At 58.9% G+C, this 13,252-nt stretch carries 15 protein-coding genes; 11 read left to right on the top strand and 4 right to left on the bottom strand.

Going from position 1 to position 13,252, the window contains the following annotated elements:
• Positions 1–272: 272 nt before the first annotated feature.
• Both CMN55_RS13735 and CMN55_RS13740 read left to right on the top strand, forming a co-directional pair.
• On the top strand, positions 273–1,166 hold the full coding sequence (locus tag CMN55_RS13735) for a DMT family transporter (RefSeq protein WP_293949713.1): 894 nt from the start codon (positions 273–275) through the stop codon (positions 1,164–1,166).
• Between the two features lie 107 nt (positions 1,167–1,273).
• Positions 1,274–1,732: a hypothetical protein gene (locus tag CMN55_RS13740; protein WP_293949712.1), complete on the top strand. Its 459-nt coding sequence runs from the start codon at positions 1,274–1,276 to the stop codon at positions 1,730–1,732.
• Between the two features lie 78 nt (positions 1,733–1,810).
• On the opposite strand, the gene CMN55_RS13745 is transcribed toward CMN55_RS13740, so the two are convergent.
• The 3 genes from CMN55_RS13745 to CMN55_RS13755 form a co-directional block, all read right to left on the bottom strand.
• Positions 1,811–3,046 carry a Zn-dependent hydrolase gene (locus tag CMN55_RS13745; protein ID WP_293950384.1) on the bottom strand — a complete coding sequence of 412 codons (1,236 nt, stop codon included), beginning with the start codon at positions 3,044–3,046 and terminating at the stop codon, positions 1,811–1,813.
• A 102-nt stretch (positions 3,047–3,148) separates the two neighbouring features.
• Entirely contained in the window at positions 3,149–4,978 is a 1,830-nt protein-coding gene (locus CMN55_RS13750; protein WP_293950385.1) for an ATP-binding cassette domain-containing protein, read from the bottom strand.
• 95 nt (positions 4,979–5,073) lie between these two features.
• Complete coding sequence (locus tag CMN55_RS13755) at positions 5,074–5,616, bottom strand: AAA family ATPase (protein ID WP_293950386.1); 543 nt, start codon at positions 5,614–5,616, stop codon at positions 5,074–5,076.
• A 331-nt stretch (positions 5,617–5,947) separates the two neighbouring features.
• Between CMN55_RS13755 and CMN55_RS13760 the strand changes: the two genes are divergently transcribed.
• From CMN55_RS13760 to CMN55_RS13800, 9 genes are all read left to right on the top strand, one after another.
• Positions 5,948–6,421: an SUF system Fe-S cluster assembly regulator gene (locus CMN55_RS13760; protein ID WP_293950387.1), complete on the top strand. Its 474-nt coding sequence runs from the start codon at positions 5,948–5,950 to the stop codon at positions 6,419–6,421.
• 4 nt (positions 6,422–6,425) lie between these two features.
• Positions 6,426–7,895, top strand: coding sequence for a Fe-S cluster assembly protein SufB (gene sufB / locus CMN55_RS13765; protein WP_366932070.1), 1,470 nt, complete (start codon positions 6,426–6,428; stop codon positions 7,893–7,895).
• A 12-nt stretch (positions 7,896–7,907) separates the two neighbouring features.
• Entirely contained in the window at positions 7,908–8,651 is a 744-nt protein-coding gene (gene sufC, locus CMN55_RS13770) for a Fe-S cluster assembly ATPase SufC (RefSeq protein ID WP_293950389.1), read from the top strand.
• A gap of 11 nt (positions 8,652–8,662) precedes the next feature.
• Positions 8,663–9,964 carry a Fe-S cluster assembly protein SufD gene (sufD, locus tag CMN55_RS13775; RefSeq protein WP_293950390.1) on the top strand — a complete coding sequence of 434 codons (1,302 nt, stop codon included), beginning with the start codon at positions 8,663–8,665 and terminating at the stop codon, positions 9,962–9,964.
• 2 nt (positions 9,965–9,966) lie between these two features.
• The gene (locus CMN55_RS13780) at positions 9,967–11,199 is read left to right on the top strand and encodes a cysteine desulfurase (protein WP_293950391.1); all 1,233 of its coding nucleotides are present in this window, start codon (positions 9,967–9,969) and stop codon (positions 11,197–11,199) included.
• Complete coding sequence (gene sufU, locus CMN55_RS13785) at positions 11,199–11,654, top strand: Fe-S cluster assembly sulfur transfer protein SufU (RefSeq protein WP_293950392.1); 456 nt, start codon at positions 11,199–11,201, stop codon at positions 11,652–11,654. The genes CMN55_RS13780 and sufU overlap by 1 nt, the downstream gene beginning before the upstream one ends.
• Before the next feature lie 11 nt (positions 11,655–11,665).
• Positions 11,666–12,025, top strand: a complete 360-nt coding sequence (locus CMN55_RS13790) for an SUF system Fe-S cluster assembly protein (RefSeq protein WP_459253671.1) — start codon at positions 11,666–11,668, stop codon at positions 12,023–12,025.
• Positions 12,026–12,076: 51 nt separating this feature from the next.
• The gene (locus CMN55_RS13795) at positions 12,077–12,397 is read left to right on the top strand and encodes a HesB/IscA family protein (RefSeq protein WP_459253672.1); all 321 of its coding nucleotides are present in this window, start codon (positions 12,077–12,079) and stop codon (positions 12,395–12,397) included.
• A gap of 90 nt (positions 12,398–12,487) precedes the next feature.
• Positions 12,488–12,838, top strand: a complete 351-nt coding sequence (locus CMN55_RS13800; protein WP_293950395.1) for a rhodanese-like domain-containing protein — start codon at positions 12,488–12,490, stop codon at positions 12,836–12,838.
• A gap of 75 nt (positions 12,839–12,913) precedes the next feature.
• On the opposite strand, the gene CMN55_RS13805 is transcribed toward CMN55_RS13800, so the two are convergent.
• On the bottom strand, positions 12,914–13,219 hold the full coding sequence (locus CMN55_RS13805; RefSeq protein ID WP_293950396.1) for an NIPSNAP family protein: 306 nt from the start codon (positions 13,217–13,219) through the stop codon (positions 12,914–12,916).
• Positions 13,220–13,252 lie beyond the last annotated feature (33 nt).

A 13,252-nucleotide genomic window follows, 5' to 3' on the forward strand; every position in this document is an offset into this window, starting at 1 on the left:
GCGGCATTCATAAATGCCGCGAAAAATTCATCTCCCGCGAGGGCATTGCGCTCCTCTGGCCGGTTGATCGTGAGGGTTACGATCCCCCCATCTTGTTCATAGATAAGTTCGTTTGTCATGATGGCAGAAACTACCCAATCGCGCGGCAAATAGGAAGCGGTAAATATATGCTTCTGTCCGGCGGGCTTCTGCCGATACTTGACATTCATGTGAAGGGGAAGAATTCTGTCCGGAGGGAGGCCGCTCCTCCAATAACAATAAAAAGGTTTCTCATGTCCGCCTCCGCCATTCCGCTCAAGGTGCAATCCGCCCATAAGGGCATTCTGCTGTTCTGCTGCGCGATTTTCCTGTTTGCGACAATGGATGCCGTCGCCAAATATGCCTCGGGGTTTTTCAATCCCATCCAGGTGGTCTGGGCGCGCTGTTTCTTTCATATCCTGCTGATGGTCATCATTCTGGGGCCAACCCATGGCCGCAAGCTGATCCGCACCAATAATCTTAAAATGCAGGTGGTGCGTTCCATCCTGCTGCTCGGCGCGACTGTCTCCATCTTCACCGCCGTCAAATATATCCCGCTCGCCGATGCCGGGGCGATCGGGGCGACGTCCCCCTTCTTCGTGATTCTGCTCTCGGCAATCCTGCTGAAGGAAAAGGTCAACAAACAGAAATGGATCGCCGTCGCGGTTGGTTTCACCGGCGCGATGATCGTGCTGCGCCCCGGCCTGGCGGAGGTGCATCCGGCGATGTTCCTCGTGCTGCTGATGGCGCTTTGCTATGCGCTCTATCAGCTGACGACGCGGTTTCTGGCGGGCGTGGATGATTCGCTGACCACCGCCTTCTATTCCGTCTCGGTCGGCACCGTGGTGGTGAGCTGCATCGTACCGTTTTTCTGGACGACGCCCGATCTGTTCGGCTGGGGCCTGCTGGCGCTTGTCGGGCTGATCGGCGGAGTCAGCCATTTCATCATGATCAAGGCGTTTGAATATACCACCGCCTCCACCACCGCGCCGTTCAACTATACGCAGCTTATCTGGATGACGATCATCGGGCTGATCTTCTTCGGCAATTTCCCCGATGGGTTCACCATTCTGGGCGCCGCCATCATCGTCGGCAGCGGCCTCTATGTGCTCTATCAGGAGCGCCGACAGAAGCAGAAACAGGGCTGAAACGGAAAACAGACCGATTTAGATTCCGTAATTGAATTATCAATGTAATATACAATTAAAGGGATTGTTGTGTTTTGACATTTAAGGCGATCTAGAGAGGTGAAATAATGAGTCATAACGCATTATTAGCAATTTTCATGCTGGCCTTAAGCCTTCTTTCCACAGTAGCAGCAGCAGAGGAAAAAAATTCACTGGAATATGCCAAGCTAGGCAGAACGACATGGTCAGCATTTGAATGCTCAATATTATCGCTAAACTCTGGGAAATCTGACGAACGAAAAAGATTGTTTAATATTGGCATGAATTCCGGAAAATCTTTTCTCTATGCGATAAAAAACAATAAAATAAAAAAATCAGATATTGATCAAAATGTTCCTGTAGGCGTGCTCGCTAATTTAGATGGTCCTAGTGATGATTTCATCCTCGGAGTAATTTGGAAATCTATCGGCACACATATTTATGACAACAACGCTAATGATTGTCCATTGTGCTGGAACAACGAAAAATTGAACAAAATCTGGTATGAAAATGCATATACTAATAAAAATTGCGCCCTAATAAAATAAAACTATGTTCTCAAAAAATATTTCTAATTTTTAATTTATTTTATGTTTTAAATTCTAGATAATTCAATCTTATAATTTTCAGGCCGTTCCGGCCCGCTCCAGCACGGCATGCAGCAGGACATTGCAACCGGCGGCGAGGTCTTCGGGAGTGGCCGCCTCGATCTCGTTATGGCTGATGCCGTCTTCGCAGGGGATAAAGATCATCGCCGTCGGCGCGACGCGGGCGATATAGCAGGCGTCATGCCCGGCGCCGGAGACAATGTCCATATGCGGCAGGCCCGCGGCCTGCGCCCCCTCCCGCACCGCACGGATGCAGTCCGCATCAAAACGGACGGGCGGTGAATACCAGATTTCCGCGAGCGCCAGTTGAAGCCCCTTTTCCGCCGCGACGTTTTCCGCGAAGGCCCGGAGCGCGGCGTCCATCTCGCTCAAGACCGCATCATCGGGATGGCGGAAATCGACGGTCAGGAACACCTCCCCCGGGATGGTGTTGCGGGAATTGGGGCGCACCTCCATCATGCCGACGGTGGCGCAGCCATGGGGCGGATGGGCGAGGCCGATGCGGTTTACCTCACTCACAAGGCGGGCGGCGGCGAGAAGCGCGTCTTTGCGCCGCGTCATCGGCGTCGGCCCGGCATGGGCCTCCTGCCCCGTGATCGTGATCTCATACCAGCGCTGCCCCTGCGCGCCAATGACAACGCCGATGGTTTTCTCCTCCTGCTCCAGAATGGGCCCCTGTTCGATATGCGCCTCAAAAAAGGCTTTGATCTCGCGGCCGCCGACCTCCTCCGTTCCGGCATAGCCGATGCGCTTCAGCTCCGCGCCGAGGGTCCGGCCCTCGGGATCGGTACGGCTGAGGCCATAGTCAAGGTCAAACGCGCCCGCAAACACGCCCGACGCCACCATGGCGGGCGCAAAGCGCGAGCCTTCCTCATTGGTCCAGACAACCACTTCGAGCGGGTGCCGGGTCGCAATCCCCGCATCATCAAGGCTGCGCAGCACCTCCAGCCCGGCGAGAACGCCATAAACCCCGTCAAACTTGCCGCCCGTCGGCTGGGTATCGAGGTGGGAGCCCATCATCACCGGCGGCAGGTCGGGATCCGCCCCTTCCCGGCGGGCGAAGATATTGCCCATCTTGTCCAGCTTGATTCTGCATCCGGCCGCGCGGCACCAGGCGACGAACAGATCGCGCCCCTCGCGGTCCAGATCGGTGAGCGCGAGACGGCAGCAGCCGCCCTTCTCCGTCGCGCCGATCTTCGCCATGTCCATCAGGCTCGCCCACAGACGATCGCCGTTTATGGTCATATTCCGCATGAACACCTCCCCTGCCCATGATGCGAGCATCATGATGGCAAGCCGCATGCGTCCTGTCCATCCCGGAGTTGCTGTAACGGAAACATCGGGCCGCAGAAGATATCAGCCGCCGCTGATTTCCTCCTGTAAAATCTCCAGCTCCAGCCAGCGGGTCTCTAATGCGTCCTTTTCCTCCTGAAGGCGGGTGAGGTCGGCGGCTTTTTTGTTGAAGGCGGCGGCATCGCGGGCGAACAGCTCCGGATCGGCGAGGGCTGCTTCCAATGCGGCGATTTTGCTCTCTGTCGCGGCGATTTGACCCGGCAGCAGGTCGAGATCGCGCTGATCCTTGTAGGAGAGTTTCTTGCGCGGCGCGGCGGGCCGGTCTGCCGTCTCCTTCGCCTTTGCGGGTTTTGCAGCGGTGGTGGTTTTCTCACCGTCCGCCCGGCGCGCCCGCATGTAATCGGAGTAGCCGCCGACATATTCGCTGGCGCGCCCGTCCGCCTCGATCACGATGGTAGAGGTGACAAGCTGATCGAGAAAATCACGGTCATGGCTGATGACAAGCAGCGTGCCGTCATAGCTCGCCAGCATGTCCTGCAACAGATCGAGGGTTTCCATATCAAGATCATTGGTCGGCTCGTCGAGGACCAGAAGATTGCTCGAACGCGCCAGCAGGCGGGCCAGCAAAAGCCGGTTCTTCTCGCCGCCCGAGAGCGCGCTGACCGGGCTTTTCGCCTGCTTTTCCTCAAACAGGAAATCGCGGAGATAGGCGACCACATGGCGCACCTCCCCCTGCACGATGAGCTGCCCGCTGGCGGGATCGGCCAGCGTGTCCCAGAGGCTGACATCGGGATCGAGCTGCTCGCGATGCTGATCGAAAATGGCGGGGGTGAGATTGGTGCCGAGGGTGACGCTCCCCTCCGTCGGTTGCAACTGGCCCAGCAGGATTTTAAGCAGCGTCGTTTTCCCTGCGCCATTGGGGCCGATGATGCCGACGCGGTCGCCGCGCTGGATGCGGGTCGAGAATTTTTTGAGAACCTCCCGCTCCCCGCCATTGGCGTCGGGAAAGCGCATGGCGATATCGCGCGCCTCGATCACCATGCGGCCGCTTTTCTCGCCGCTTTTGACATTGAGTTTGGCGTTGCCGGTGGGGGCAGTCCGCTCCGCCCGTTCGGCGCGCAGGCGATGCAGGGCGCGGATGCGTCCCTCGTTACGGGCGCGGCGGGCCGTGATGCCCTTATGCGACCATTCGGTTTCCTCGGCGATTTTCTTGTCGAGCTTCTTATTCTCCACCTCCTCGCGGCGGAGGATTTCCTCGGACCATTCCTCAAACGCGGCGAAGCCCTTGCCATGGGTGCGGAGTTTTCCCCGGTCGAGCCAGAAAAGCCGGTTGGTGAGGTTTTTCAGGAACTGCCGGTCATGGCTGATGATCATCAGCGCGCCGCGGAACTGCTTCAGCTCTTCCTCCAGCCACAGGATGGTGTCGATATCCAGATGGTTGGTCGGCTCGTCCAGCAGCAGCACATCCGGCTCGGACACCAGCGCCTCGGCCAGCGCCACGCGCCGCGCCTCCCCGCCTGACAGGGTGTCGAGCAGCCGCGCGCCGTCAAGCTTCACCCCCTCCAGCATCTGGTCAACCAGATAGCCGACATCCCCCTCCTCCGCGCGGGCCCAGAGGCCCCGCGCCACCTGCTCATGCACGGTGATACCGGGAGAGACGGGCGGCTGCTGACGCAGATAGCTGACGCGGATACCGCTTTGCACGAAGCGTTCTCCGCCATCCAGCTCGATATCCCCGGCGAGCGCCTTAAGGAGGGTCGACTTGCCCGAACCGTTGCGCCCGACCAGCGCGATGCGCATGCCCGGCTCGATCCCGAGGGAGATGTCACGGAACAGATCGCCCCCGCCGAAGGTGATGCGCGCGTCTTTCAGGGCCAGAATGGGTGCCGCCATGGGGATAGAATGCTTTCATCCGGAATGTCAGAATTGATGACAGGCTTCTAACACCGATGGGCCGGGTTCCGCAATTCCCCATGACGGCTTTTCACCTACTCCGCATGGCGGATGACATTGAAGCCCTCCTCCGGTGTCGGGCCGATGAACAGGCGGCTGAACAGGTCAAACTCCGCATCGCTCGGCTGGAAGGGATGCGCGCCACTCCTGTTGCGGGCATGCAGCCGCGCCTTGCACACCATGTCCGGCGTATCCATGAAATGCAGCTCATGGGCGACATCCGCCGCCTCGAACAGCTCGCGGCCCCAGCGGCGGCTGTCCGGCGTGTTGGCGGGAAAGTCAAGGACAACGGAAAATCCGGCCTTCAGCAGCCCGACGATATGGTCCTTCAATGTTTTCTTGAGCCGGATGGTGGCGCGGATATAGTCGCCAGGGTCCGCAATCTCACCGGGATAGAGGCCGGACAGCAGGCTGTCTTCGGAAAACAGGAAGGTGCCGGGACGTTCGGCGAGCCGCGCCGCCAGTGTTGATTTGCCTGCGCCAATCTTGCCGGACAGCAGATAGAGGACGGCGCTGTTGCGTCGGCTGTCCGGTTGTCGGTAGGGGGGCTGGGTGTCTCTCTGGGTCTCTTGTAACATCGTCGTCTCCTTTGGGATGGGCCCTTGAGACGGATGCTTTCAAAAAAACCGCCTCAAAGGGCGGTCTGTCGGTTGCGTCAGGGCATACGAACTTCCGCCATTCGGGGAATGGAGAGAATTTTCGCCACAATAATGATCGCTGTGTATGCCATGGGGCCAATAAACGCCCCTGCCGCCGCCTTGTCAAGGCCGTTCTGACGGCGTACCGCCATTTTTTATAATTAATCTAAATAAAACCTTTTCACGAGGGGGAGAAGCCTATACAAGACCGGATCCGTCTGTTATAAATCCCTTGAAATCGGACTGAATTGGTACGATATAAAGAGACATCATGATCAAGCTCAGCAAAATGACCGACTACGGGGTCGTTATCATGTCCGAAATGGCGCGGCAGCCTGGACGGACCATGACGGCGCCGGATATCTCGCTCTATACCGGACTACCGGTGCCGACGGCGGCGAAGATATTGAGAACGCTGGCGAAAAGCCCGTTCCTCACCTCGCAGCGCGGGGCCCATGGCGGCTATAGCCTGGCGCGGAGACCTGCGGATATCTCGATTGCCGAGATTGTCCGCGCCATGGAAGGGCCGGTCGCGGTCACCTCCTGCGTCGATGATGCGACGCCCGATTGCTCGGTGGAGGAAAAATGCCCCATGCGCGGCGGCTGGGAGAAGATCAACCGGGCGCTCAATGCCGCCCTTGAAGAAGTGACCCTGGCCGATATGTGCCAGGACACGCAACAGATTCATGCCGTTCTGCGGGAAAGGGCGACCCCCCGCCCCCGAACGGCTTTACAAGCGGAGTAATATGATGGCTATTCGCCAGGAAACCGTCGATCAGGTTGCCTCTGTTTCCGACAAATATAAATACGGCTTTTTCAGCGACATCGAGGCGGATACCGCCCCCATCGGCCTGAATGAGGATATCGTCCGCTTCATCTCCGCCAAGAAGGAGGAGCCGGAATGGCTGCTCGAATGGCGGCTCAAGGCCTATCGCCACTGGCTGACGATGATTGAGCCGGAATGGGCCAATGTGCATTATCCGAAGATTGATTTTCAGGATATCTATTACTATTCCGCGCCGAAGACGAAGGACAAGCCGAAAAGCCTTGATGAGGTCGATCCTGAGTTGCTGGAGGTTTACAACAAGCTCGGCATCCCGTTGAAGGAGCAGGAAGTGCTCGCCGGTGTAGAGGGGGCGTATAACGTCGCCGTTGATGCGGTGTTCGACAGCGTGTCCGTCGCCACCACCTTCAAGGCGCGGCTGGAGAAGGAAGGCGTTATCTTCTGCCCGATCTCGGAGGCCGTGCGCGATTATCCGGAGCTGGTGCAGAAATATCTCGGCTCCGTCGTGCCCTATACGGATAATTACTATGCGGCGCTCAATTCCGCGGTTTTTACCGACGGCTCCTTCTGCTACATCCCGAAGGGGGTGCGCTGCCCGATGGAGCTTTCCACCTATTTCCGCATCAACGCGGCCCAGACCGGGCAGTTCGAACGCACGCTGATCATCGCCGATGATGAAAGCTATGTCAGCTATCTGGAAGGTTGCACCGCGCCGATGCGCGATGAGAACCAGCTGCATGCCGCCGTGGTCGAACTGGTCATCATGAAGGATGCGGAGATTAAATATTCCACCGTCCAGAACTGGTATCCGGGCGATGAGAATGGCGTCGGTGGTATTTACAACTTCGTCACCAAGCGCGCCGCCTGCCGCGGGGAGAATGCGAAAGTCTCCTGGACGCAGGTGGAAACCGGATCGGCGATTACGTGGAAATACCCCTCCTGCATCCTGCAGGGCGATAATTCGGTGGGCGAGTTCTATTCCATCGCCATCGCCAACAATATGCAGCAGGCGGATACCGGCACCAAGATGATCCATCTTGGCAAAAATACGTCGAGCACGATCATCTCCAAGGGTATCTCGGCAGGCCGCGCGCAGAATACCTATCGCGGGCTGGTGCGCATGGGGCGCAAGGCCGATCATGCCCGCAACCACACGGTCTGCGACAGCCTGCTGATTGGCGATCAGTGCGGCGCCCATACGGTGCCCTATATCGAAAACCAGAGCCGCACGGCGAAGATCGAGCATGAGGCGACTACCTCCAAGGTCAGCGAGGAGCAGCTCTTTTACTGTCAGCAGCGCGGCCTCTCGGAAGAGGAAAGCATGGCGCTCATCGTCAACGGCTTCTGCAAGGAAGTGCTTCAGAAACTTCCCATGGAATTCGCCGTGGAAGCCCAGAAACTCGTCGGCATCAGCCTTGAAGGCAGTGTCGGGTAAGGAATTATGGAAATGCTGGAAATCAAAAACCTACATGCCACCGTCGGGGGCAAGGAAATCCTGAAGGGCATCAATCTCACCATCAAGGCCGGTGAAGTGCATGCCATCATGGGGCCGAACGGCGCGGGCAAATCAACCCTCTCCTACGTTCTCGCGGGCCGTGATGGCTATGAGGTGACGGCGGGCGAAGTCCTCTATAAGGGCGAAAACCTGCTGGATCTCGCGCCCGATGAACGGGCGGCGAAGGGCATTTTCCTCGCCTTTCAATATCCGGTCGAAATTCCGGGCGTGGCCTCCGCCACCTTCCTGAAGACCGCCTATAATGCGCAGCGGAAATTCCGCGGCGAGCCGGAAGTGGACGCCATGGAATTCCTCAAGCTCATCCGTGAAAAGACGAAAGAGCTCGACATCAAGGACGACATGCTGAAACGCGCCGTTAATGTCGGCTTCTCCGGCGGTGAGAAGAAGCGGAACGAGGTGTTGCAGATGTCGCTGCTGGAGCCGGAGCTGATGCTGCTCGATGAGACCGACTCCGGGCTGGATATCGACGCGCTCAAAATCGCGGCCGATGGCGTCAACCGTCTCAGAAGCCCCGAGCGCGCCGCCCTCGTCATCACCCATTACCAGCGGCTGCTCGACTATATCGTGCCGGATTTCGTGCATGTGCTGGCCGATGGCAAAATCGTCAAATCCGGCGACAAGACCCTCGCCCATGAACTGGAGGAAAAAGGCTACGCGGCGCTGAGCGCGGCCTGATCGGAATATTGATGAGTGAAATGAAAACCTTAACGCCTTTAGCTCAGACTTACGTTGATCGCTTCGATGCGGCGCGCGCGGCCCTGCCCGGCAGCGGCAATGAACGCATCGCCCTGATCCGCCGCGACGGGCTGGACGCGTTCGCCGCGAAAGATTTCCCCGGCCGCAAGGTGGAGGAATGGCGCTTTACCAATCTCGCCCCGCTCACCAAGGGGCTGGACGGGACGGCGGAAAAGGCCGCCAATGCCGACCTCCCGGCTCCGGAATTTGCAACGCCCCATGTCATGACCTTCGTCAATGGCCAGTTCGCGCCGGCCGAGAGCAAGCTGGATACGCTGCCCAAGGGCGTGCGCCTTACCTCCCTCGCCGAGGAGCTGGAGGAAGGCAGCGCCGCCCTCATTGAAGACAGCGATGCCGATCCCCGCGCCCTCGTCGCGCTCAACACCGCCTTCATGGCCGATGGCTATGTGCTGGAGGCCGCGCCCGGCGTGACGCTGGACGCGCCGATCCTGATCCGCTTTATCAGCCTGCCCGGAACGGCGGAGAATGCGCGGCATATGCGCAATATCATCCGCCTCGGCGAAAAGAGCCGCCTTACGGTGATCGAGGAACATGGCGGCACGGACGGCCATGCCTATTTCGCCAATCCGGTCGCCGATATCCGCCTCGCGGCGGACGCCCGCCTTAATTTCTATAAATATCAGGCGGAAAGCGATGCGGCCTTTCATCTCGCCGACACGGATGTGACGCTGGCAGAAGGCGCAACGTTTGAGAATTTCGCCCTCACCACCGGCGCGCGGCTCGCGCGCAATGAGCTGGAGACCCGCCTCACCGGCGCGGGCGCGACCAGTATCCTGAACGGCGCCTATCTCATCCGCGGCAAGCAGCATGCGGACACCACCACCCTCACCCGTCATCTGGTGGCGGAAACAGACAGCCGTCAGGTCTATAAGGGCATCCTCGATGAGGAGGCGCATGGCGTCTTCCAGGGCAAGATCCAGATTGTGAAGGATGCGCAGAAAGTCGCGGGCGATCAGCTCAGCCGCGCCCTGCTGCTGTCCGATACCGCCCATGTGGCGGTCAAGCCGGAGCTGGAAATCCACGCCGATGACGTGAAATGTTCCCACGGCGCATCCTCAGGTGAGCTGGATGAGGATGCGCTCTTCTATCTGCAATCACGCGGGATCGAGGCCACGGCGGCGCGCAAGATGCTGATTGATGCCTTCCTCGCCGATGTGCTGGAGGAAGTCTCGAATGAGGCCGTCCGCGCCTATTTCGCCGATGTCACCGCCCGCTGGATGGACAGGGTATAGCCATGAATGACATGACAATCTATGACGTTGAAAAAATCCGTCGCGACTTCCCGATTTTTGGCCGCGAAGTGCATGGCAAGCCGCTCGCCTTCCTCGACAGCGGCGCCTCGGCCCAGAAGCCGCAGGTGGTGATCGACACCATGCAGCGCGCCTATGCGGAGACTTACGCCAATGTGCATCGCGGCGTGCATTATCTCAGCCAGACCTCGACGGAGCTGTATGAGGCGGCACGCGAAACCGTGCGCGCCCATCTCAATGCGGCGAGTGTGGAGGAGATCATCTTCACCAAGAATGCGACGGAGAGTATCAATCTCGTCGCCTACAGCTATGGCTGGGCCAATCTTAAGCCGGGAGATGAGATTATTCTCTCAACCCTCGAGCATCATTCAAATATCGTCCCCTGGCAGTTGATCGCGGAAAAGACCGGCGCGATTGTCAAGGCCGTGCCGATTGATGAGCATGGCGAATTTATGCTCGATACATATTTCGAGATGCTCGGGCCAAAGACGAAGATCGTCGCGGTGACCCATATCTCCAACGCCATCGGCACCATCACCCCGGTGCGCCAGATCATCGACGCCGCCCATGATGCGGGCGCGGTGGTCCTGATCGACGGATCACAGGCCGCGCCGCATATGAAGCTGGATATGCAGGCTTTAGGCGCGGATTTCTATGTCTTCACCGGGCATAAGGTCTTCGGCCCAACCGGTATCGGCGTGCTATATGGCAAGGCGGCGCTGCTGGAGGCCATGCCGCCCTTCCTTGGTGGTGGCGATATGATCAACCGGGTAACGTTCGAGAAAACCACCTTCGCCAAGGGCCATTCGAAGTTTGAGGCGGGCACGCCGCCCATCGTGCAGGCCATCGGCCTTGGCGCGGCCATCGACTATGTGAATAATATCGGCTTCGACAGGATCATGGCGCATGAGCAGGCCCTGCTCGCCTATGCGACGGAACAGTTGAAAAATATCAACAGCTTGCGCATCATTGGTGAGGCAAAGCATAAGGCGGCGATTATCTCCTTCACGCTGGAAGGGGTGCATCCGCATGATATCGGCACCATCGTCGATCGCGGCGGCGTCGCCATCCGCGTCGGCCATCACTGTGCGCAGCCGCTGATGGATTATTTCGATGTGGCGGCGACGGCCCGCGCCTCCATGGCGCTTTACAACAACCGCGCCGATATTGACGCCCTCGTCGCGGCGGTGCAATCGGTACAGGAGATTTTTGGCTGATGCTCGACGATTTACGTGAACTCTATCAGGAAGTGATCCTCGATCATTCGAAGCGGCCGCGCAACTTCCGCCATCCCGAAGACGCCAATCATGAGGCGCATGGCTATAACCCGCTGTGCGGTGATACGGTCAATGTGTATCTGAAGCTCGGCCATAACGGACTGATTGAGGATGCCGCGTTCGAAGGCAAGGGCTGCGCCATTTCGCTCGCCTCCGCCTCCATGATGACGGAGATTATCAAGGGCAAGACGGAAACGGAGGCGCGCGACATCTTCACCGGCTTCCAGAAGCTGGTGAAGGGCGAGGAGGAATTCATCGACGCCGGGGACGCCACCGACAAGCTGATGATGCTGGCCGGGGTGAAGGAATTTCCCATGCGCGTCAAATGCGCCACCCTCGCCTGGCACGCCATGACCTCGGCCATGGATAATGAAGAGGAGGTCTCGACGGAATAGCCATGACTGCAATGGATAAAATCGACCGCCCCGTCGCCACCGGCCCGTTTGAGGAAGGCACCACAGGCTCGCCGCTGGAGGAACCCATCATCGCCGCCCTGCGCGAGGTGTATGACCCGGAAATCCCGGTCAATATCTTCGATCTCGGCCTCATCTATGTGATTGATATCAGCGAGGATGGCGAGGTGTTCGTCGGCATGACCCTGACCGCGCCGGGCTGCCCNGTNGCCGGGGAAATCCCGATCTGGGTGCGCGACGCCATCCTGCCGGTTGACGGCGTGAAAGAGGTGGAGGTNGAGATCCTCTGGGATCCGCCCTGGACGCCGGACAATATGTCGGAAGCGGCAAAACTTGATCTTGGAATGTTCTAGGCGCGCCCTTATATTAAATGTAGAGGTGATATGATGACTGACACACAGATTATGACATTAACGGATCGCGCGGCCGACCGCGTCAAATCCCTGCTCGGCAAGGCGCCCTCGGCCCCNCTGGGCCTGCGCATTGGNATCACCAACACCGGCTGCAACGGCCTCAGCTACACCATGGATTACGCGAAGGAGCGGAAAGAGGACGATGCGGTCGTCGATCTGGACGGCATTACGCTGCTGATCGACCANGACGCCGTGCAATATGTCGCGGGCACCGAAATGGACTGGGAAGAAGCCGGTCTGCAATCGCGCTTCACCTTNGAAAANCCCAATGAAAAGGGGCGCTGCGGCTGCGGCTCCTCCTTCCACGTCTGATCCGCGATGCGGGGGGCGGCGCTTCTNNTTCTGGCGGNCTGCGTGGGCGCGGCCGCCGTTTATTTCATCATGGCGGGAAAGGACAACGCAATGGCCGCTGACGGGCGCGATCAACACGGNTATCTTCACATTCCGGCGGTGGAGGCCGCGAAACTGATCGAAACGACGCCGGATCTTGTCATCCTCGATGTGCGCACACCGGGCGAATTTGCCGATGGGCATCTCAAGGGCGCCGTCAATATCGACTTCAATGACCCTGATTTCGCAGAGAAAATCGCCACCCTTGATCCTGCGGGCAATTATCTGCTGCATTGCCGCTCCGGCAACCGCAGCGGCAAGGCGATCCCCGATCTCGTCGCGGCGGGCCTTACAAATGTCACCCATATGCAGGATGGCACCCTCGGCTGGTCGGCGGCGAAGCTGCCGCTGGTAACGCCCTAGACCGCCGCGCGGAAAACCGACGCGCACTTGCGGCGGTGCGGGCCGCTCGCGGTGCCCCCTCCCGCCTCCCCGCGCCTATTTGGAGACGAGCTTGAGAAACGTCCGATCCTCGCGCAGCAGGAATTTCTCTTTCATCGCAAAGTCGTAATTCTCCCGCCCGAGCGGATCAGCGGCAAGCCGCGCGCGATAGGCCTCATAGGCCGCCAGGCTCTCGATATGATAGACGCCATAGGCGAGCGTGCTCGATCCCTCATGCGGCGCGAAATAACCGACGAGATCGGCGCCGCAGCGCGGGATCGCCTCTCCCCAGTTCCTTGCATACTGCCCGAACTCGGCTTTCTTGGTCGGGTCGATATGATAGCGGATAAAACAGGTGATCATGCGTCTCTCCTTCTCTGATGTCGGCGGAGAATA

The sequence above is a fragment of the Sneathiella sp. genome (assembly GCF_002694385.1).
Classification (GTDB): domain Bacteria; phylum Pseudomonadota; class Alphaproteobacteria; order Sneathiellales; family Sneathiellaceae; genus Sneathiella.